The 21,713-nt window shown below is 60.2% G+C and carries 16 protein-coding genes and 2 tRNA genes; 4 read left to right on the top strand and 14 right to left on the bottom strand.

Features of this window, described 5'->3' with window-relative positions:
• Nucleotides 1-231: 231 nt before the first annotated feature.
• From LOY69_RS02885 to rnr, 8 genes are all read right to left on the bottom strand, one after another.
• Nucleotides 232-2,529, bottom strand: coding sequence for a YgiQ family radical SAM protein (locus tag LOY69_RS02885; protein WP_102862919.1), 2,298 nt, complete (start codon nucleotides 2,527-2,529; stop codon nucleotides 232-234).
• A gap of 185 nt (nucleotides 2,530-2,714) precedes the next feature.
• Nucleotides 2,715-4,112 carry a replicative DNA helicase gene (dnaB, locus tag LOY69_RS02880; RefSeq protein WP_007921486.1) on the bottom strand — a complete coding sequence of 466 codons (1,398 nt, stop codon included), beginning with the start codon at nucleotides 4,110-4,112 and terminating at the stop codon, nucleotides 2,715-2,717.
• A gap of 123 nt (nucleotides 4,113-4,235) precedes the next feature.
• Nucleotides 4,236-4,682 carry a 50S ribosomal protein L9 gene (gene rplI, locus LOY69_RS02875; protein WP_020299422.1) on the bottom strand — a complete coding sequence of 149 codons (447 nt, stop codon included), beginning with the start codon at nucleotides 4,680-4,682 and terminating at the stop codon, nucleotides 4,236-4,238.
• Nucleotides 4,683-4,701: 19 nt separating this feature from the next.
• Nucleotides 4,702-5,595, bottom strand: a complete 894-nt coding sequence (locus LOY69_RS02870; protein ID WP_102862918.1) for a hypothetical protein — start codon at nucleotides 5,593-5,595, stop codon at nucleotides 4,702-4,704.
• Between the two features lie 36 nt (nucleotides 5,596-5,631).
• A complete protein-coding gene (rpsR, locus tag LOY69_RS02865; RefSeq protein ID WP_002551829.1) occupies nucleotides 5,632-5,862 on the bottom strand; it encodes a 30S ribosomal protein S18 in 231 nt (76 codons plus the stop codon).
• Nucleotides 5,863-5,890: 28 nt separating this feature from the next.
• Nucleotides 5,891-6,316, bottom strand: a complete 426-nt coding sequence (gene rpsF / locus LOY69_RS02860) for a 30S ribosomal protein S6 (RefSeq protein WP_011058949.1) — start codon at nucleotides 6,314-6,316, stop codon at nucleotides 5,891-5,893.
• A gap of 249 nt (nucleotides 6,317-6,565) precedes the next feature.
• On the bottom strand, nucleotides 6,566-7,333 hold the full coding sequence (rlmB, locus tag LOY69_RS02855) for a 23S rRNA (guanosine(2251)-2'-O)-methyltransferase RlmB (RefSeq protein ID WP_016964328.1): 768 nt from the start codon (nucleotides 7,331-7,333) through the stop codon (nucleotides 6,566-6,568).
• A complete protein-coding gene (gene rnr / locus LOY69_RS02850) occupies nucleotides 7,330-9,957 on the bottom strand; it encodes a ribonuclease R (protein ID WP_110595444.1) in 2,628 nt (875 codons plus the stop codon). The genes rlmB and rnr overlap by 4 nt, the downstream gene beginning before the upstream one ends.
• A gap of 226 nt (nucleotides 9,958-10,183) precedes the next feature.
• On the opposite strand from rnr, the gene LOY69_RS02845 reads away from it, so the two are divergent.
• From LOY69_RS02845 to LOY69_RS02830, 4 genes are all read left to right on the top strand, one after another.
• Nucleotides 10,184-10,270: transfer RNA gene (locus LOY69_RS02845), tRNA-Leu, on the top strand.
• A gap of 165 nt (nucleotides 10,271-10,435) precedes the next feature.
• Nucleotides 10,436-10,522: transfer RNA gene (locus LOY69_RS02840), tRNA-Leu, on the top strand.
• A 185-nt stretch (nucleotides 10,523-10,707) separates the two neighbouring features.
• Complete coding sequence (locus LOY69_RS02835; protein ID WP_110595443.1) at nucleotides 10,708-11,733, top strand: extracellular solute-binding protein; 1,026 nt, start codon at nucleotides 10,708-10,710, stop codon at nucleotides 11,731-11,733.
• Complete coding sequence (locus LOY69_RS02830; protein ID WP_265074110.1) at nucleotides 11,733-13,298, top strand: ABC transporter permease; 1,566 nt, start codon at nucleotides 11,733-11,735, stop codon at nucleotides 13,296-13,298. Before LOY69_RS02835 ends, LOY69_RS02830 begins: the two co-directional genes overlap by 1 nt.
• A gap of 64 nt (nucleotides 13,299-13,362) precedes the next feature.
• On the opposite strand, the gene LOY69_RS02825 is transcribed toward LOY69_RS02830, so the two are convergent.
• The 6 genes from LOY69_RS02825 to hflX all read right to left on the bottom strand — a co-directional run bounded on the left by LOY69_RS02825 (nucleotide 13,363) and on the right by hflX (nucleotide 21,709).
• Nucleotides 13,363-15,297, bottom strand: coding sequence for a methyl-accepting chemotaxis protein (locus tag LOY69_RS02825; RefSeq protein WP_265074109.1), 1,935 nt, complete (start codon nucleotides 15,295-15,297; stop codon nucleotides 13,363-13,365).
• Between the two features lie 139 nt (nucleotides 15,298-15,436).
• On the bottom strand, nucleotides 15,437-16,729 hold the full coding sequence (locus LOY69_RS02820) for an adenylosuccinate synthase (RefSeq protein WP_047283686.1): 1,293 nt from the start codon (nucleotides 16,727-16,729) through the stop codon (nucleotides 15,437-15,439).
• A gap of 54 nt (nucleotides 16,730-16,783) precedes the next feature.
• Nucleotides 16,784-17,971 carry an ATP phosphoribosyltransferase regulatory subunit gene (locus LOY69_RS02815; protein WP_102862913.1) on the bottom strand — a complete coding sequence of 396 codons (1,188 nt, stop codon included), beginning with the start codon at nucleotides 17,969-17,971 and terminating at the stop codon, nucleotides 16,784-16,786.
• Between the two features lie 292 nt (nucleotides 17,972-18,263).
• Nucleotides 18,264-19,133: a protease modulator HflC gene (gene hflC, locus LOY69_RS02810; protein WP_102862912.1), complete on the bottom strand. Its 870-nt coding sequence runs from the start codon at nucleotides 19,131-19,133 to the stop codon at nucleotides 18,264-18,266.
• Complete coding sequence (gene hflK / locus LOY69_RS02805) at nucleotides 19,133-20,311, bottom strand: FtsH protease activity modulator HflK (RefSeq protein ID WP_102862911.1); 1,179 nt, start codon at nucleotides 20,309-20,311, stop codon at nucleotides 19,133-19,135. Before hflK ends, hflC begins: the two co-directional genes overlap by 1 nt.
• Nucleotides 20,312-20,407: 96 nt before the next feature.
• On the bottom strand, nucleotides 20,408-21,709 hold the full coding sequence (gene hflX, locus LOY69_RS02800) for a ribosome rescue GTPase HflX (protein ID WP_102862910.1): 1,302 nt from the start codon (nucleotides 21,707-21,709) through the stop codon (nucleotides 20,408-20,410).
• Nucleotides 21,710-21,713 lie beyond the last annotated feature (4 nt).

Raw genomic sequence — 21,713 nt, 5'->3', positions numbered from 1 at the left:
CAACGACTCGGGGCAGTACAGCACCAAAACCGCGCAACCGGTGCATCCCTGTGCAGCTCACTGCACAGAAATGTGCCAGACGGCATGACCCGAAGCGGCTGCGCTCGCACTGTTAATGCAGCGCCAGCTCAATGCGCCAACGCTGACAGCGGATCGCCAACAAGACCGGCTTGCGCCGCGATCGGCAGCCAAAACAAAAACGCCAGCTCCGAGGAGCTGGCGTTCTGTTGTCTAGCGCGGTACCACCGGCTTGCGGGTTGGCTTCTTGCCTTTGCCCTTGGCCGCATCGGCACGCTCCTTGGCGGCCTGCTTGTTGCGGGCGAAGGCGGCGGCCTTGGCCTGCTCACGCTTGTCCCAGGCATTGCCACCGTCACTGCCACGCGGCGGCAGGCCGGTGTGCTGGGTCAGGATCTTGGTTTCCTTGGCCACCTTGTGGCTGCCGGCCGGTGTCGAGTTCTTGCGGCGGGCGCTCTGGTAGCTGTCGGTGGCCGGCTGATGGGTCGGAATCAGCTGGTGCTTGCCCGGGCCGATCAGGTCGCCACGCCCCATGCGCAGCAGGGCCTCGCGCAGCATCGGCCAGCCCTTGGGATCGTGGTAGCGCAGGAATGCCTTGTGCAGGCGACGCTGCTCCTCGCTCTTGACGATGGTCACGCCGTCGCTCTTGTAGGTGACCTTGCGCAGCGGGTTCTTGCCCGAGTGGTACATGGCGGTGGCGGTGGCCATCGGCGACGGATAGAACGCCTGCACCTGGTCGGCGCGGAAACCGTTGCCCTTGAGCCACAGGGCCAGGTTCATCATGTCTTCGTCGGTGGTCCCCGGGTGGGCGGCGATGAAGTACGGAATCAGGTACTGCTCCTTGCCCGCTTCCTTGGAGTACTTCTCGAACATCCGCTTGAAGCGGTCGTAGGTACCGATGCCCGGCTTCATCATCTGATTGAGCGGACCTTCCTCGGTGTGTTCCGGGGCAATCTTCAGGTAGCCACCCACGTGGTGGGTCACCAGCTCCTTGACGTACTCCGGCGATTCCACCGCCAGGTCATAGCGCAGGCCGGAAGCGATGAGGATCTTCTTCACCCCGGGCAAGGCGCGAGCACTGCGATACAGCTGGATCAACGACGAATGGTCGGTGTTCAGGTTCGGGCAGATGCCGGGGAACACGCAGGACGGCTTGCGGCACGCGGATTCGATCTCCGGGCTCTTGCAGGCAATGCGGTACATGTTCGCGGTCGGGCCGCCAAGGTCGGAGATCACTCCGGTAAAACCGGGAACCTTGTCGCGGATTTCTTCGATCTCGCGAATGATCGACTCTTCGGAACGGTTCTGGATGATCCGCCCTTCGTGCTCGGTGATGGAGCAGAAAGTACAGCCACCGAAGCAGCCGCGCATGATGTTCACCGAGAAGCGGATCATGTCGTAGGCCGGAATTTTTTCCTTGCCATAGGCCGGGTGCGGAACGCGCTGGTAAGGCATGCCGAACACGTAGTCCATTTCCTCGGTGGTCATGGGAATGGGCGGCGGGTTGAACCACACGTCCACTTCGCCATGTTTCTGCACCAGGGCACGGGCGTTACCGGGGTTGGTTTCCAAGTGCAGCACGCGGTTGGCGTGGGCGTACAGGACCGGGTCGTTGCGCACCTTCTCCATGGACGGCAGGCGGATCACGGTCTTGTCCCGGGTCATCCGCGGGCTGGCAAGGATCTGCACCACCTTGGCTTCGCTCGGATCTTCAACCGGGCCCTTCTCCTGCTCGATGGCGCAGGCCTGGGTGTCCTGGGTATTGACGTAGGGGTTGATGATCTTGTCGATCTTGCCCGGGCGGTCGATACGGGTGGAGTCCACTTCGTACCAGTCTTTGGGCGTATCGCGGCGGATGAAGGCGGTGCCGCGCACGTCGGTGATGTCTTCGATCTTGTGGCCATAGGACAGGCGCTGGGCCACTTCAACGATGGCCCGCTCGGCGTTGCCGTACAGCAGGATGTCGGCGCTGGCGTCGATCAGGATCGAGTTGCGCACCCGATCCTGCCAGTAGTCGTAGTGAGCAATACGGCGCAGGGAAGCCTCGATGCCGCCCAGGACGATTGGCACATGCTTGTAGGCTTCCTTGCAGCGCTGGCTGTACACCAGGCTGGCGCGGTCCGGACGCTTGCCCGCCAGGCCGCCCGGGGTGTAGGCGTCGTCGGAGCGGACTTTCTTGTCGGCGGTGTAGCGGTTGATCATCGAGTCCATGTTGCCGGCGGCGACACCGAAGAACAGGTTCGGCTCGCCGAGCTTCATGAAGTCGTCTTTGGACTGCCAGTTGGGTTGGGCGATGATCCCCACGCGAAAGCCCTGGGACTCCAGCAGCCGGCCGATGATCGCCATGCCGAACGAGGGGTGATCGACGTAGGCATCACCGGTGACGATGATGATGTCGCAGGAATCCCAGCCGAGCTGATCCATCTCCTCCCTGCTCATGGGCAGGAATGGTGCTGGCCCGAAACATTCGGCCCAGTACTTTGGATAGTCAAATAACGGCTTGGCTGCTTGCATGTCGATGACCGGTGTTGGCTTGGATAGGGACGCGTTGATTCACAGGGAAATTCGCGGGCGCGGAATATAGCACAAAAAATAACCAATTCCGACCATTATGGTCGGAATTCGGTGCAGCCCGATTCGCCGGCGAGCCGGCACCTACAGCTGGGCGCCGGCAAGCGAATTGCCTGCGAACGGGCGGGTTATTCGTCGTCGTCGAAGTTGTAACTGCCCGGCGCGAGGTTCTCGAAGCGGGTGTACTTGCCGATGAACGCCAGGCGGATAAAGCCGATGGGGCCGTTCCGCTGCTTGCCGATGATGATCTCGGCAATGCCCTTGTGCTCGGTCTCGGGGTGATACACCTCATCCCGGTACACGAACATGATCACGTCGGCGTCCTGCTCGATCGCTCCGGATTCCCGCAAGTCGGAGTTCACCGGGCGCTTGTTGGGGCGTTGTTCCAGAGAGCGGTTGAGCTGGGACAGGGCCACCACCGGGCAGTTGAATTCCTTGGCCAGGGCTTTGAGGGACCGGGAGATCTCGGAAATCTCGTTGGTCCGGTTGTCACCGCTGGAACCGGGGATCTGCATCAGCTGCAGGTAGTCGATCATGATCAGCGCGATGTCGCCATGCTCACGCACCAGGCGACGGGTCCGCGCACGCATCTCCGAAGGGCTGATACCCGCGGTGTCGTCGATGAACAGCTTGCGGTCGTTGAGCAGGTTGACCGCCGAGGTCAGGCGCGGCCAGTCGTCGTCTTCCAGCTGGCCGGAACGGACCTTGGTCTGGTCGATGCGGCCCAGGGAGGACAGCATACGCATGATCAGCGATTCGCCTGGCATCTCCAGGGAGTACACCAGCACCGCCTTGTCGCTGCGCAGCACCGCGTTCTCCACCAGGTTCATGGCGAAGGTGGTCTTACCCATGGACGGACGGCCGGCGACGATGATCAAGTCGGCCGGTTGCAGGCCGCTGGTCTTCTCGTCGAGGTCGGTGTAGCCGGTGGACAGGCCAGTGATGGCGTTGTCGGTGTTGAACAGGGTATCGATGCGGTCGATGGCCTTGGTCAGCAACTCGTTGACGCCCACCGGACCGCCGGTCTTGGGCCGCGCCTCGGCAATCTGGAAGATCTGCCGTTCGGCCTCGTCGAGGATCTCTTCAGCGGTACGACCTTCAGGGTTGAAGGCGCTGTCAGCGATCTCGGTACTGATGCCGATCAGTTGGCGCAGGGTCGCCCGCTGGCGAACGATCTGCGCATAGGCCTTGATGTTGGCCACCGACGGGGTGTTCTTGGCCAGCTCGCCGAGATAGCCCAGGCCGCCGACCTGGGAGGTCTGGCCTTCCTTGTCCAACTGCTCGGACAGCGTGACCACGTCGATGGGCATGTTCTGATCGGCCAGCTTGGCGATGGCGCGGAAGATCAAACGGTGGTCATGCCGATAGAAATCGCCGTCGGACACTTGATCCAACACGCGTTCCCAGGCGTTGTTGTCCAGCATCAGACCACCGAGCACGGCCTGTTCGGCCTCGATGGAATGCGGCGGCACCTTCAGGGCAGCGGTTTGCAGATCGTATTGCTCGGGAGCGGAAATATCGTTCATGGCCACTTGGAATTCGGGGGTGAAAATCAGGATCAGCAGAAAGACAAAGGGCACGACCTGTAAACAGGATCGTGCCCGATGTTAACCGTCAGCCACACAAGGTGCCAGACGATTTGGTACTGCTTAAGCAGCCACCACGACAACGCGTACGGTTGCTTCAACTTCAGCGTGCAGGTGCACGGCTACGTCGAATTCACCTACGTTGCGGATGGTGCCGTTCGGCAGACGAACTTCGCTTTTTGCAACTTCAACGCCGGAGGCGGTCAGTGCATCAGCGATGTCGTGGGTGCCGATCGAACCGAACAGCTTGCCTTCGTCACCGGCGGTGGCAGTGATGGTCACTTCCAGCTCGGCCAGTTGGGCAGCGCGGCTTTCAGCCGAAGCTTTACGGTCTGCAGCCAGTTTTTCCAGCTCAGCACGACGCTCTTCGAACGCAGCCAGGTTGGCAGCGGTAGCAGCGGTGGCTTTGCCGTAAGGCAGCAGGTAGTTACGGCCGTAACCAGCCTTAACGTTCACTTTGTCGCCCAGGTTGCCCAGGTTGGCGACTTTTTCCAGAAGGATCAGTTGCATGTGAAAATCCTCTTAACTTTTAACCTTCACCGTTCGCGTTATCGGCGTCTTTCGGCGCCAAACGACCGCGAAAATCAACCAGACTGTCGACAATGGCCAGGACCACTAGCAACGGATAGATCAGCTGCATGAATGGCAACAGCGTGACGTACAACCCCACCAGCCAGAATCTGGCCAGTCGCCCTTGCGCCACCAGCCCGTGAATCAGGGCCAGCCCGGCAAAAGCCAGCGGGACACTGCACATCGGCGTGAGCATGGCCAGTTGAGGTCCGAAGTTCGGTCCCACCAACATGCACGCCAGCAGCAACATCGCTGGCCCAAGAGGGATTCTGATGGCGCGAAACTCGCGACCAAAACCACCCGGGTTATACAACACAGCCTGCCAGTAACGCCCAAGAATCAGGCTCAGCACGCTGATGGCTTGCAACAAGGCCGCTATCAGGCCGGTCAGGATCGGTGCAATCAGTGTGGCAAGACGAGCTCGCTCTTCAACCGATAACTGCTGGTAGACCTCACCCAAGGCCATCGGCAGGATCTTTATCAATTCCTGCGACAACGCTTCGATCTGAGGGCGGAAAGCCGCACCCAGGACTCCAGCAAACACCAATCCCATCGCTATGCTGACCAGCAGCACGCGGCTCCAGGACTCGCCTGCGCGCAAAACCAACGCAAGACTCGAAGACCCCACCAGCACCAGAAATGCTCGCGGGTCATCGAACGCCAGCCACCAGAACAAAGCCGGCAGCATTCCCAGAGCGAGGACACCAAGGGCATCCTTCAACCCGCGCCGCAGAAGCACCAGGCTCCCCGCGGCAGCACCCAACCAATACAACAACGGCAATGCCGAACAGCCAGCCACTACCAGAGTGGCCTGCATACGACCGCGCATGATGAACTCAGCTAAGGCGCGCATGCATTCAATCCCTTACTACTTGTCGACTGCCCGGTCTCAGCGGCCGTGGCTGTCGGTGTAGGCCAGCAGGGCCAGGAAGCGGGCGCGCTTGATAGCGGTGGCCAGCTGACGCTGATAACGAGCTTTGGTACCGGTGATGCGGCTTGGAACGATTTTGCCGGTCTCGGATACGTAGGCTTTCAGAGTGTTGAGATCTTTGTAATCGATCTCTTTCACGTCTTCAGCGGTGAAGCGGCAGAATTTACGACGACGGAAGAAACGTGCCATGTAATTGGCTCCTCAAAAGGTCCGTGGATTACTCGTCAGCGTTATCGCTGGCGTCGCTGTTGTCGCTGTCATCGCCATCGGCGCTGTCAGCATGCTCAGGACGGTCACGACGCTCACGGCGCTCACTGCGGTTTTCTTCAGCCTTGAGCATCTCGGATTGGCCAGTGATGGCTTCTTCGCGACGGATGACCAGGTTACGGATCACAGCATCGTTGTAACGGAAGTTGTCTTCCAGCTCAGCCAGGGCTTTACCGGTGCACTCAACGTTCAGCATCACGTAGTGAGCCTTGTGAACATTGTTGATTGCGTAGGCCAGTTGACGACGGCCCCAGTCTTCCAGACGGTGGATTTTGCCGCCGTCTTCTTCGATCAGCTTGGTGTAACGCTCAACCATGCCGCCGACTTGCTCGCTTTGATCCGGGTGGACCAAAAAGATGATTTCGTAATGACGCATGAATGCTCCTTACGGGTTGTAGCCTGCCGCCTATAAGCGGTCAGACAAGGAGTGAATGACACTGGTGTGTCTTGCCTGTTAGTAGGCACATATGCGCCTGCCGTCACGGCAAGGGGCGCAATTGTAGAGAAGGGGGAACAGCGGCGCAAGGCAATTGGTGATTATTTGAACAATCACCTGCAGGAGCCAACGAGCCGGCAATGGACGGCAGGGCGTGGTTCGCCGGCAAGCCGGCTCCTACGGGATAGATCAGGCTTTCTTGGCGACGGCCTTGGCCTTGGCGCCGCGCTGGCGCATGGCTTCGAACAGGCAGACGCCCGTGGCCACGGAGACGTTGAGGCTGCTGACGCTGCCGGCCATTGGCAGGCGCACCAGATAGTCGCAGTGCTCGCGAGTCAGGCGACGCATGCCCTTGCCTTCGGCCCCCATGATGATGATGGTCGGGCCGGTCAGGTCCTGATCGTACAACTCCTGCTCGGCCTCGCCGGCGGTACCGACGATCCACAGGCCGCGCTGCTGAAGCTTTTCCAGGGTACGGGCCAGATTGGTCACCGCCACCAGCGGAATCACTTCGGCAGCGCCGCAAGCCACCTTACGTACGGTCGGGGTCAGAGTGGCCGACTTGTCCTTGGGCACCAGCACCGCCAGGGCACCCGCCGCATCGGCGGTACGCAGGCAGGCGCCGAGGTTGTGTGGATCGGTCACGCCATCCAACACCAGCAACAGCGGCGCGCCCTCGGTGCGATCCAGCAGTTCGTCGAGCATGGCTTCGCCCCACACCTGGCTTGGGCTGACTTCCGCCACCACCCCCTGATGCACGCCTTCAACCCAGGCGTCCATCTCACGACGCTCGGCCTGGCCGACCGACACACGGTTCTGCGCAGCCAGATCAACCAGCACCTGAACCCGTGGGTCACTGCGCCCTTCAGCCAACCAGATCTGCTTGACCCGCTTGGGATGGTGACGCAGCAACGCTTCTACAGCATGCACGCCGTAGATCTTTTCCAACTGACTCATGACTTGGCCTTAGGTTTGCGCGCGCCGCCGCTTTTCGCGCCGGAAGCGGAGCCCGCCTTGGGCGGACCTTTACGATGTTTGCTCGGTTTGGCTGGCCGGTCGCTGTCTCTGGCCGGAGCCGATTTGCCGGACTTTCCCCCAGACGCCGCTTTACCACCGCCTTTGGCTCCCGCCAGCAGCGCCTGTTTCATTTCACGACTTTTGCGTACTTCGGCGTTTTTTGCCGCCGCATCGCTCGGACGGTAAGCCTCGACCGCTTTCTCCTTGGCAGAGCTGCGACGCCCCGCCTTCGCTGGAGCTGGCTCTTCGACTGCCTTGCTCGCCGGCACGTCCGCAGCCCCCCGCTTTTTGCGACCAATAGGTGCAGCAATGGTCTTTTCGGCCATCTCGAAATCGATTTTGCGCTCGTCCAGATCTACGCGCATGACTCGCACTTCCACGGTGTCGCCCAAGCGGAAGCTGCGACCGGTGCGCTCGCCCGCCAAGCGGTGATGCACAGGATCGAAGTGGTAGTAGTCACCTGGCAGCGCAGTCACATGCACCAGGCCTTCGACGTAGATATCGGTGAGTTCGACGAACAGACCAAAACCGGTGACCGCGGTGATCACGCCAGGGAAGGATTCGCCGACGCGATCCTTCATGAACTCGCACTTGAGCCAGTTCACCACGTCACGAGTGGCTTCGTCGGCGCGACGCTCACTCATCGAGCACTGCTCGCCGAGCTGCTCGAGGATGGCCTCGTCGTACGGATAGATACGCGCTTTCGGAATACTCATCGCTCCGGCTCGACGCACGTGCGGCGTGTCTTGCTTGGAGTGGATGACACTGCGAATGGCCCGGTGGGTCAGCAGGTCCGGGTAACGACGGATCGGCGAAGTGAAGTGGGTATAGGCTTCGTAATTCAGGCCGAAGTGGCCCTGATTATCAGCGCTGTACACCGCCTGGCTCAGCGAGCGCAGCATCACGGTCTGGATCAGGTGGTAATCCGGACGATCCTTGATGGTTTCCAGCAGCGCCTGGTAGTCCTTCGGCGTAGGACCATCCTTGCCTTTATGCAGGGACAGGCCCAGCTCGCCAAGGAAGGCACGCAGCTTCTCCAGACGCTCCGGCGGCGGACCGTCGTGCACCCGGTACAGGGCCGGAATCTCGTGCTTCTTGAGGAACTCGGCGGTGGCCACGTTGGCCGCCAGCATGCACTCCTCAATCAGTTTGTGAGCATCGTTGCGCGTGGTTGGACGAATTTCGGCGATCTTGCGCTCGGAACCGAAGATGATCCGGGTTTCCTGGGTTTCAAAGTCGATGGCGCCACGGGTATGGCGAGCACCGAGCAGGACCTTGTACAGCGCATACAATTGCTTAAGGTGCGGTACGACATCCGCGTACTCACCGCGCAGTTGCTTGGCTTCGGTGGTTTTCGGCTGCTCGAGCATGGCGCTGACCTTGTTGTAGGTCAGTCGCGCCTTGGAGTGGATCACCGCTTCATAGAACTGGTAATCGGTCATTTCGCCGGACTTGGAGATGGTCATCTCACAAACCATGGCCAGGCGATCAACTTTCGGGTTCAGCGAGCACAGGCCATTGGAAAGCTGCTCAGGCAGCATCGGGATAACCCGCTCGGGGAAATACACCGAGTTGCCACGCACCTGGGCTTCAGCATCCAGAGCCGAACCAATCTTCACGTAGCTGGAGACGTCGGCAATGGCCACGTACAGTTTCCAGCCGCCGCCGAACAGGCGCAGCTTACCGGGCTTGGCTTCGCAGTACACCGCGTCGTCGAAGTCGCGAGCGTCTTCACCGTCGATAGTGACGAAAGGCAGGTCGCGCAGATCGATGCGCTTCTCTTTGTCCTTCTCCTCCACTTCCGGCTTGAGCTTGGCAGCTTCCTTGAGCACGGCCTCGGGCCAGACATGGGGAATATCGTAGGTGCGCAGGGCAACGTCGATTTCCATGCCTGGCGCCATGTAGTTGCCTACCACTTCAACTACGTCGCCTTGTGGCTGGAAGCGCGGCGTCGGCCAGTGAGTAATCTTCACTTCAACGAACTGACCGACCTTGGCATTGGCATTACGCCCCGGCGTCACCAGCACTTCCTGCTGGATCTTCGGGTTATCCGCTACCACAAAGCCAATACCGCCCTCTTCAAAGTAACGCCCCACGATGCTTTCATGGGCACGAGATACCACTTCGACGATCACGCCTTCGCGGCGACCACGACGATCCAGGCCGGAAACTCTGGCCAAGGCGCGGTCACCATCGAATACCAGGCGCATTTGCGCCGGGCTCATGAACAGGTCGTCGCTGCCATCATCCGGCACCAGAAAGCCGAAGCCGTCGCGGTGGCCGCTGATACGACCGAGGATCAGGTCGAGCTTGTCCACCGGCGCATAAGTGCCGCGGCGGGTGTAGATCAGTTGAGCGTCGCGCTCCATGGCGCGTAGGCGGCGGCGCAAAGCTTCAAGTTGGTCCTCTGTGGTCAGACCGAACTCTTCTACCAACTGCTCGCGACTAGCAGGCGAACCCCGATCAGCAAGGTGCTGGAGGATGAGTTCGCGGCTAGGAATAGGGTTTTCGTATTTTTCCGCTTCACGAGCGGCCTCGGGATCGAGGGACTGCCAATCGGCCATTAGATAAATTTCACCTTGTCTATATGCGGGTTAGTTTGGCATACGCGTATTGAAACGGGAAATTTCAGGCTCAGACAACGCTGGAAAAATCCTCATCGCCGCCTCAGAAACATCCTCACGCCTGCCACCGGAGACTTTTTTCAAACTTTTTTGAAATCGGGGGTTTACAGCTTAAAAGAGCCTCCGTATAGTGCGCGCCATCGACGACGGAGACGTCAGCGATACTGCCCAGATGGTGAAATTGGTAGACACGCCAGCTTCAGGTGCTGGTGACCGCAAGGTCGTGGAAGTTCGAGTCTTCTTCTGGGCACCAATTCAAGAGCTTGAGATTAGATCAATTTCAAGACTCAAACAAAAACCCGCGAAAGCGGGTTTTTGCATTCTAAGTGTTTGATTTAATAAAACCAAAACAGGGGTTTACAGATCAAAACACGGTCCGTATAGTGCGCTCCATCGACACGGCGACGACGTCGATACTGCCCAGATGGTGAAATTGGTAGACACGCCAGCTTCAGGTGCTGGTGACCGCAAGGTCGTGGAAGTTCGAGTCTTCTTCTGGGCACCAATTCAAACTTGAGAGCATCGCTTTCAAGCCTCTCAAAAACCCGCGAAAGCGGGTTTTTGCGTTTCTGCCTCCAGGCATTCCCTCGCCTCATCGCCCCGCCGTCGTACCCGCAAAGCGCACATGAGAAACGATATCGTTTATGATTGTTACAAGTTTTTGCGGCACTACAGTGAGGAAACCTGCGAATGATGTTCAGAAATACCCTCCTTCCAACATCCCTTCTGCGTGGCTTGACCATCACTTTGCTGGGACTGACCCTGGCATCTCCACTCACCCAGGCAGCCGATCCGGTTTCCCTGACCCTGTATAACGGCCAGCACAAGGAAGTCGGCGATGCCGTTGCCAAGGCCTTCGAAGCCAAGACCGGCATCCACGTCAACGTGCGCAAGGGCAGCAGCAATCAGTTGGCCAGCCAGGTCGTCGAAGAAGGCGATCGCTCCCCCGCTGATGTGATCTACACCGAAGAGTCCCCGCCCCTGAACAAACTGGGCGAACAAGGCCTGCTTGCCCAGACCGATGCCGCGACCCTGGCCGTCCTGCCCAAGGAATACGTGGCCAGCAACGGCACCTGGATCGGCATCACCGCTCGAGTGCGAGTGGTGGCTTTCAACCCGAAACTGATCAATGAAAAAGACCTGCCCAAGTCGGTGATGGAGTTCTCCCAGCCACAGTGGCAAGGCAAGGTCGGTTTCGTACCGACCAGCGGCGCCTTCCAGGAACAAGCCGTGGCCATCATCAAATTGCACGGCATGGATGCAGCAGAAGAGTGGCTGACCGGCCTGCGGGCATTCGGCAAGGTCTATAGCAATAACATGGTAGCCCTCAAGGCCGTGGAAAACGGCGAAGTGGCCAGCGTCCTGGTGAACAACTACTACTGGTTCGCACTGCAACGGGAAAAAGGTCAACTGGACTCGAAGCTGCACTATTTCACCGGCGGCGATGTTGGTGGCCTGATCACGGTCTCCAGCGCCGCAGTGCTCAAGTCCAGCAAACACCCGAAAGAAGCTCAACAGTTCCTTGCCTATATGGCCAGCGAAGAGGGTCAGCGGGTGATCACCCAGACCACCGCCGAGTACCCACTGCATAAAGGCATGGAGTCGGATCGCGGCCTCAAGCCATTCAGTGAACTGCAGGCTCCGAAAGTAACCCCGGCCGACCTCGGAAATGCCGAGGAAGCACTGGACCTGGAACGCGACGTCGGCCTGAACTGATGAGTCCACCACTCTGCGCCCCCGCCTCGCGCACGCCTTACGTGCCGAGGCGCAAGCGACCATCGATCTGGCTGCTGCTGCCGGTATTGCTACTGGTTTGCCTGAGCCTGCTGCCTCTGCTGTATGTCGGGCTCAAGGCCTGGCAAGCCGGCTGGGCCGAAGCGCTGCAGCTGCTGTGGCGCCCTTATGTATTCCGCCTGCTAAGCAACACCTTGCTACTGATGCTGGGAGTCACCATCGCCTGCGCAATGATCGGCCTATCCCTGGCTTGGCTGCTGGAACGCAGCGATCTGCCAGGGCGACGGATCTGGGGCGTAGTGCTGTGCCTGCCCTTCGCCGTACCGGCCGTCATCAGCAGCTTCACCTGGGTGTCCCTGAGCGCCGGATTCGAAGGACTGGGCGGTGCGATCCTGGTGATGACCCTGTCCAAATACCCCCTAGTGTTCCTGCCAGTGGCAGCCACCCTACGCAATCTTGACCCCTCCCTCGAAGAGTCCGCACGCACCCTTGGGCAAAATCGCTGGGGCGTGTTCTTCAAGATCACCCTGCCCCTGCTCTGGCCATCGTTACTGGCAGGAGCCCTGTTGATTGCCCTGCACATGCTGGTGGAATTCGGCGCCCTGTCGATCATCGGCCTGCAAACCTTCACCACGGCGATCTATCAGCAATTCGAGCTGGAGTTCAGCAACGCCAACGCAGCCATGCTCTCGGCGGTACTGCTGGTGCTGTGCCTGATACTGCTGGGTCTAGAGCTGCGGGTTCGTGGCAAGGGGCGTCACGTACGCACCGGCCAAGGTGCAGCGCGACATGCAGAACAGGTACGCCTGGGACGCTGGTCCGCAGGCGGACAAATCTACTGCCTGCTACTGGCCTTGATTGGCAGCGGCGTTCCCCTGGGCATGCTTGCCTACTGGCTGGCCGTGGGTTCATCGGCCGCTTTCCCGGTGGCAGCCATCGGCGAAGCACTGCTTTCCTCCCTGGCGCTGTCCCTGGGCGGTGCCGCCCTGTGCCTGGCGCTGGCGGTTCCTGTGGGACTGCTAGTGGTGCGTCACAAGGGACGACTGGCCATCTGGGCCGAGCGTCTGCCCTACCTGTTGCATGCCCTGCCCGGCCTGGTGATCGCCCTGACGCTGGTGTACTTCGCCCTGCACTATGTGCCGGTACTGTATCAAACCTCGGCGCTGTTACTGATCGCCTATGCCTTGCTGTTCCTGCCCCTGGCCCAGGCGCCCATCCGCACCGCCCTGAACAAGGCCGCGCCGCAACTGGAAGAAGCGGCAAGAACCCTGGGAGCATCGTCATTCAGTGCTTTTTGCCGGGTGACGTTGCCGATCATCTTTCCAGCACTGGGCGCGGCCTTCGCCCTGGTGTTTCTGGATGCGATGAAAGAGCTGACTGCAACCTTGCTGCTCAGCCCGACCGGGCTGAATACCCTGGCCACAGAGGTCTGGGCCCATACCGCGAATGTGGAGTTTGCGGCCGCGGCACCTTATGCAGCACTGCTGATTCTGGTGTCTGGGCTGCCGGTGTATCTGCTGACGACGCGGATGTATCTGAGCCGTTGAGAAGTGCTTCGCCGGCACGCCGACTCCTACAAAGCAACGTAGGAGCCAGCCGGCCAGCGAAAGATCAAGCGCGGAACTGCCCCAGACTGGCCTTGAGCTGCGCCGCCAGGCTGTCCAGTACCTTGCCGCTGGCGGTGGTCTCCACCACAGCCTGAGCCGCTCGCTCGGCCTGGGCATGAATGGTTTCCACCCGCCCCCGCACCGCTTGCGCGCCCTGAGCCTGATGCGCTGCAGCCTGGGTGGCCAAGCCAATCGCGGCATGCACCTGTTCGACCGAAGACTGCACCGTCTGCTGCAGGCGGACACTGTCACGCAGCACCAGCAAACCCTCGCTGGCCTGACGGCCGGCCTGCCCAATAGCCGCCACCGCCTCTCGCGCGCCCTGTTGCAACGCGCCGATATGGGCCTGGATATCGCCTGTGGAGCTCTGGGTCTTGCTGGCCAGGGCTCGCACCTCATCCGCCACCACGGCAAACCCGCGCCCGGTTTCACCGGCGCGCGCTGCTTCGATCGCCGCATTCAGCGCCAGCAGGTTGGTCTGTTCAGCAATGCCATGAATCACCGTCAGCACCACCTCGATCTGCTCGCTCTGCTGAGCCAGGCGCTCGATCACCTTGGCCCCGGTATCCACCTGCCCGGCCAGGGCTTCGATCAGGCTGCCGACCTGCTCCGAAGTGCGGGTGTTCTCGTCAGTGGCCTGACGGATCTCCACCACCTGCTGCAGCGCCGCCTGCATCGCCTGGCTTTCCGCCTGGGCCTCATCAGCCATCTGCGATAGCGCCCGCAAGCTTTCGGCCACTTCGTCACGCTGCGCCTCAGCCGCTGCATCCGCCCCAGCATTGCGCAGGCTCATAGCCCCAATCTCCACACCGGTACGCTGCGCCACATCGCCCGCTTCACGCACAATGGGCTGCAACTTATCCACAAAGCGGTTCACCGCCGAGGCCATATCACCAATTTCATCATTGCTGTTGAGGGGCACGCGCTTGGTCAGATCCCCTTCGCCCGCTGCCAAGTCGTTGAGAGCCGTGATCAACAGATGCAGTTTGTTCACCACTCGCCGCCCCAACACTACCGCCAGCAACAGCAGCAGGGCCAACCCCACCAGCGCCAGGCCAACACCGATCTGCCAGCGCAAGGTGGCCGCAGCCTCCTGCACCGTGCTTGCGGTATTGGCCTGCATTTGCGCGGCAGTGGCCTGAGCCGATTGCAAGCGCGAGCGCATGGCCGCCGAACTGTCGGCGGAGGCTCCCTTGAGACTGTCTCCAACCAACTGGTCACTGCTGGCGATCAATGCCCCGAAGCGCTGATCCAAGGCGGCGATATCTGCCTCTACCGAAGCCGTGGACACCCCCATCAGCACCTTGCCGATTTCCACTCCATTAGGATTGATCGACGCCTCAAGGTAGTAGACAGAAGGATCGTTCTTGGCGGCATTCAGAACCTTGTCCAAGGCCCGATCGCCCTTGCCCTTTTCCAACAGGGCCTTGTTGATCGGATTCTCACGATTCAGATAGCGAGTCAGATGCTCACCTGCTGCATCGTCATAGACCACGAACAGTACGTTGGGGTTACGCTGGGCACGCCGTGCGAACTCGGACAGAGTCGGCACATCACTGTCCCACATGGCACGAGGCGCCACAGAGGCCAGCAACTGGGCCATATCATTGGCGGAGTCCTTGAGGTCCTTCTCCAGCGCTGCACGCAGCTGGACCTGCTCCTCCTTTAGACGCGAAGACAGCCCCGCCGTCAGACGCTGACGCGTACTGCTGGACAGGCTTTCCAGACTGGAAGTGACTTCCTTGCCCGCCTGCTCGAGTTCGCCAGACAACTTCTGGCTATCAACACCCAAACGCGCAGCCAGATCGGCCTCCAGGGCAGTCACCGTGCTCCGAGTCAGGGCAACGGCGAGCACTACCTGCACCAAAAGGGCGATACCGAGAGTAACGAACACAGGCCGCAGTAAACGGCTTTGTAACAGTGAGAGAACGGCCGACACAGGAAATCCCTCTACTTTTGGCGCCATTATTCTGATGGCACTCTAGAAGCGAGTTTCACAGCAAGGGTCGTGCCGCACGGCGGACAGAAACGACAAAGGGCCCGATCAAGGGCCCTTTGGTTTTTACATCAACGACTTATCAAGCAAACGGATGGCGCAGAACGATGGTTTCGTTGCGGTCCGGGCCCGTCGAAATAATGTCGATCGGCGCGCCGACCAACTCTTCGATGCGCTTGATGTAGGCCTGAGCAGCGGCAGGCAGCTCTTCCAGGGTCTTGGCACCCAGGGTCGATTCGCTCCAGCCCGGCATCTGCTCGTACACCGGCTCCAGGCCGATGTAGCTGTCGGCGTCGGTAGGCGCGTCGATGACTGCACCATCCTGGTTCTTGTAGCCAACACAGATATTGATGGTTTCCAGGCCGTCCAGTACGTCCAGCTTGGTCAGGCACAGGCCCGAGATGCTGTTGACGTCGATGGCGCGACGCAGGATCACGGCATCGAACCAGCCACAACGACGGGCACGACCGGTAGTCGCACCGAACTCGTGGCCACGCTTGGCCAGGAAAGCGCCGACGTCATCGAACAGCTCAGTCGGGAACGGACCCGAACCCACACGCGTGGTGTAGGCCTTGGTGATGCCCAGGATGTAGTCCAGGTACATCGGGCCCACGCCCGAACCGGTGGCGATGCCGCCAGCGGTGGTGTTGGAACTGGTGACATACGGATAGGTGCCGTGGTCGATGTCCAGCAGCGAACCCTGGGCGCCTTCGAACATGATGTCCTTGCCGGCGCGACGCAGCTGGTGCAGCTCGGCGGTGACGTCGAGCATCATCGGCTTGAGCAGCTCGGCGTATTCCATGCACTCGTCCAGCGTCTTCTGGAAGTCGATGGCCGGCTCTTTGTAGTAATTGACCAGCACGAAGTTGTGGTAGTCCAGCAACTCGCCCAGCTTGGCGGCGAAACGCTCGCGGTGGAACAGATCACCGATGCGCAGCCCGCGACGGGCAACCTTGTCTTCGTAAGCCGGGCCGATGCCGCGACCGGTAGTACCGATCTTCTGCTCGCCACGAGCCTTCTCGCGGGCCTGGTCCAGGGCTACGTGATAGGACAGGATCAGCGGGCAGGAAGGGCTGATACGCAGGCGCTCACGCACCGGTACGCCTTTCTCTTCCAGCTTGACGATTTCACGCATCAAGGCATCCGGTGCTACCACTACGCCGTTACCGATCAGGCACTGCACGCCTTCGCGCAGCACGCCGGACGGAATCAGGTGCAGGACGGTCTTCTCGCCATCGATTACCAAAGTGTGGCCAGCGTTGTGGCCACCTTGGTAGCGCACTACGGCGGCGGCATGTTCGGTCAGCAGATCAACGATCTTGCCTTTGCCCTCATCACCCCACTGGGTGCCCAGGACTACGACATTCTTACCCATAACACTTGTCCTCATTCGCGCAAACTTGGTGCCGGCAGCCGCCGGCAGGAAAACTCAAGAAGCCAGCGGCAATACTTGCCAAAGCCCATTCTGCTGAATCAATTGCCGGTCGCAGTCCGCTTCACGGGCGGCGGCCAAAGGTTGCCCAGGCAGAGCCTGAACGACACGCTGACCCTCACTGCGCAACTGGCAGACGGTCTGCCAGAGTGCCGCGTCGGTGCTGTCAGGCATCCAGATACCACCAGACGGCAGCTCGACCTCAGCACGCCCCAGGGTCACCAGGGTTTTCAAATCGGTAGAAAAACCGGTCGCTGGACGGGCACGTCCAAAATCGGCTCCGATGTCATCGTAGCGACCGCCCTGGGCGATGGATTGACCCACGCCCGGTACAAACACCGCGAACACCACACCCGTGTGGTAGTGATAGCCCCGCAGCTCGCCCAGATCGAAATACAACGGTAAGTCAGGGAAACGCACCGACAAGCGCTCGGCGATCGTCAGCAACTCATCCAGGGCCAGCAGCACCGAGGTCGGCGCACCCGCCAGGCGACGGCGAGCATCGCCCAATACTTCGCGGCCACCACACAACTCCACCAGGGAGCGCAGCATGTCGGCCAGATCGGCCGGCAGGCCCTGGGTCAGGCTGATGACTTCATCGATCGCCTTGCGCTGCAGGGCATCGAACAATTGTTGCTCCACGGCACCGGACAGGCCGGCAGCCTGGGCCAGGCCGCGGTAGATGCCCACATGCCCCAGATCCATGTGCACATCCGGCACATCGGCCAACTGCAGCATGGCCAACATCAGACTGATGACCTCAACGTCGCTGCTCGGGCTGGCGTCGCCGTACAACTCGGCGCCCAACTGGATCGGGCTGCGCGAGGACGACAAGGCCCGCGGCTGAGCATGCAGCACGCTGCCGGCATAGCACAGGCGGCTCGGCCCTTCGCGACGCAGGGTGTGGGCATCGATTCGCGCCACTTGTGGCGTAATGTCGGCACGGAACCCCATCTGCCGACCCGACTGCGGGTCGATGACCTTGAAGGTACGCAGATCCAGGTCCTGGCCGGCACCTGTCAGCAGGGATTCCAGGTATTCGATATGGGGAGTCACGACAAACTCGTAACCCCAACTCTGAAACAGATCCAACACCTGACGACGCGCCACTTCAATGCGCGCCGCTTCCGGCGGCAATACTTCTTCGATGCCATCTGGCAGCAGCCAGCGGTCTACCGTTGCCATTACGCCATTCCCCTATGGTCCGGGCGGCAAGCCTGGGGCCAGCCTTAGAGTGAAGCAGAAAACAGTCGCATCCGACGCGAGCTCAGCCGGACAGGCAGCCAGGAATCAGCTGTACAGACTATTTTCCTCGAAAAATCTTGCCGAGCTCTTGAACGAGCCACGGCCAATCAAAGATGCAGACGCAAAAAAGCCGGGAATTTCCCGGCTGCCGCATCATACACCCGTTTTCCCAAAGGATCACCCCGCGAGGCATTTTAGCCGCCCGGCGGGGTGCCCAAGGATCAGGGCCTGATCAAGGCTTGGACTTTTCCAGGTAGTGGAAGAAGTCGCTGCTTGGGTCCAGAACCATGACGTCGGATTTGTTTGCAAAGCTTTCACGGTAGGCACGCAGGCTACGGTAGAACGCGTAGAACTCCTGATCCTGGCCGTAGGCCTTGGCGTAGATCGCCGCCGCCTGAGCATCACCATCACCGCGCGCCTCTTCAGACTCGCGATAGGCTTCAGCCAGCAGCACGCGACGCTGACGATCAGCGTCAGCACGAATACCTTCGGCCAACTCGTTACCCTTGGCACGGTGCTCGCGAGCCTCACGCTCACGCTCGGTGCTCATGCGCTCGAACACGCTGCGGTTCACTTCCTTCGGCAGATCGATGGCCTTGACCCGGACATCGACCACTTCGATACCCAGCTCCTTTTCCGCCATCCTGTTCAGCGAAGCCGTGATATCCGCCATCAGCGCATCACGCTCACCGGAAACCACTTCATGCAGGGTGCGCTTACCAAACTGGTCACGCAGGCCCGATTCCAGACGACGGGAAAGACGCTCGTCGGCAATTTGCTTGAGACCGGAAGTCGCGGTGTAGAAGCGCTCAGCATCCTTCACTCGCCACTTGGCGTAGGCATCCACCATGACGGCTTTCTTTTCCAGGGTCAGGAAGCGCTGTGTCGGTGCATCCAGGGTCATCAGGCGCGCATCAAACTTACGCACCTGATTCACATAGGGCACTTTCACATGCAGGCCAGGCTGGACATCAGCCTGGACCACACGACCGAACTGCAGCAACACCGCGCGCTCGGTCTGAGCGACGATGTAGAAGCTGTTCCAGGCAACCACCGCCACGACAACGCCCACGATCAGGGCGATCAGCGATTTATTGCTCATCAGCGACTCTCCCTAGAACGCGTCTGCTGCTGTTGCTGCATGTGCTCCGCAGCGGCGCGCGCATTCGCTTCATTGCTGGTCGCAGACGCTGATCCCGTTGCCGGAACACCGCCGCTACGACCACTGTCGATCATCTTGTCCAGCGGCAGGTAGAGCAGGTTGTTCTGCCCGCCTTTGCTGCCGGTTACCAGAACTTTGCTGGTATTGCTGAAGACTTCCTGCATGGTGTCCAGGTACAGGCGCTGACGAGTCACTTCAGGAGCCTTGCGGTACTCGGCAACCAGCTTGGTAAAGCGATCAGCCTCACCCTTGGCCCGCGATACCACTTCGTCGCGATAACCATTGGCATCTTCGAGGATGCGCTGAGCCTGACCACGAGCCTCCGGCACAACACCGTTGGCGTAGGTTTCAGCCTGGTTGCGCGAACGCTGTTCGTCTTCACGAGCTCGGATCACGTCATCGAAGGCTTCCTGCACTTCACGTGGTGCAGCTGCGCTCTGTACGTTCACCTGAGTCACGGTGATACCGGTGCGGTAGTTGTCGAGGAAGCGTTGCAACCGCTCCTTGATTTCACTGGCCATCAATTCACGACCTTCAGTCAACACCTGATCCATGGCGGTGGAACCCACCACATGGCGCAGGGCGCTGTCGGTTGCATGCTGCAGACTGATTTCCGGCTGATCAACGTTCAACACGAAGTCCTGCAGATTGCTGATCTTGTACTGCACGGTCAGCGGCACTTCGACGATGTTCTCGTCCTCGGTGAGCATCTGCCCCTGCTTGGTGTAGGCACGCTCACGCGTGACGTTTTCCATGTACTTGCGATCGATCGGCGGGAAGTAGATGTTCAGACCCGGGCCGACGGTTTCGTAGTATTTGCCGAAGCGCAGCACCACGGCCTGCTCCTGCTCATCGACTACATAAACCGCGCTGTACAGCCACACGGCCGCCAGCACGACAAGACCAATGCCCAGCAAGCCGAAACCACCGCCCTTGCCGGAGCTACCGCCGTCATCACCACGTTTCTTACCACCACCGAACAACCCATTCAGGCTTTCCTGCAGCTTACGGAAGGCCTCGTCGAGATCTGGTGGCCCCTTGCGATCGCCATTATTGCGGCGTTTACCACCCCAAGGGTCCTGATTATTCGAGTTGCCACCCGGCTCATTCCAAGCCATAGCGCTCTCCATCTGATAAAGCAAAGACGCACCCACGGCGCGCCGACCAATGCTACAGAATGCCTGCTACAGCGGCACAACCGCATGCCCAGGCTTTTATTGCAAAGTGTGTTGCTCGATGAATTCCGACGGTTGCAGACCTTCGCGACTGACCAGCCGGTTCAACTCGGCCCGCGGCAGGCGAACGGCCAGCAAACTGACCCCTTCGTCGTCGTGATCTTCTTTCTGCACAGCGTTCAACTGGAAAAACTGTGCTCGCAGTCGAGCAAAACGCTGAGGCAAGCGCAAGGTGCCTACGAACAAATCTTCACCCAGCAGCTCCGCAATGGCCTGCTTGAGCAGATCAAGTCCCTGGCCATCACGGGCCGACAACCAGACACGCTGCGGCTTGCCATCGGGATCGCGCTGAATCTGCGGCTCCACCCCCTCGAGCAAATCGAGTTTGTTATAGACCTCCAGGATCGGCAAGTCTTGAGCCCCGATCTCACCCAGTACCACCATCACCTGCTCGATCTGAGCCATGCGCTCGGGCTCGTGAGCATCGATCACATGAAGCAGCAAGTCGGAGTTGCTGGACTCTTCGAGGGTAGCCCGAAACGCCTCCACCAGCTTGTGCGGCAGGTGGCGAATGAAACCGACGGTATCAGCCAGCACAATCGGCCCCAGATCATCCAGCTCCAAGCGGCGCAAAGTCGGATCGAGGGTAGCGAACAGCTGGTCGGCGGCGAATACATCGGACGCGGTGACAGCATTGAACAACGTGGATTTGCCAGCGTTGGTGTAGCCCACCAGCGAAACTGAAGGAATGTCGGCACGCTTACGGCCTCGACGAGCCTGCTCGCGCTGGCTGCGAACCTTTTCCAGACGCGCCTTGATCTGCCGCAGACGCACTCGCAGCAGGCGCCGGTCGGTTTCCAACTGAGTCTCACCCGGACCACGCAGACCAATACCGCCTTTCTGCCGTTCAAGGTGAGTCCAGCCACGAACCAATCGCGTGCTCATGTGCTCAAGCTGTGCCAGTTCTACCTGGAGCTTGCCCTCATGAGTGCGTGCGCGCTGAGCGAAGATATCGAGAATCAGACCCGTGCGATCAATCACGCGACACTCGAATACACGTTCGAGGTTACGTTCCTGACTGGGCGTGAGGATGTGATTGAAAATCACCAAGTCTACCTGTTCGGCTTTGACCAGATCGCGCAATTCCTCGACCTTGCCGCTGCCAACCAGGTATTTGGCGGTTGGCCGATGACGCGGCACGCTAACAAACGCGACGGTCTCGGCGCCGGCCGATAATGCCAGCTCCTGAAACTCCTGCGGATCTTCGCGCGCCTCAGGGTCCTGACCATCCAAGTGAACGAGAATGGCCCGTTCACCACCACCGTGGCGCTCAAAGAACAAAGGA

It is taken from the genome of Pseudomonas sp. B21-059 (assembly GCF_026016285.1).
GTDB lineage: Bacteria > Pseudomonadota > Gammaproteobacteria > Pseudomonadales > Pseudomonadaceae > Aquipseudomonas > Aquipseudomonas danubii.
This window is presented reverse-complemented; position numbering and strand designations above follow the sequence as displayed.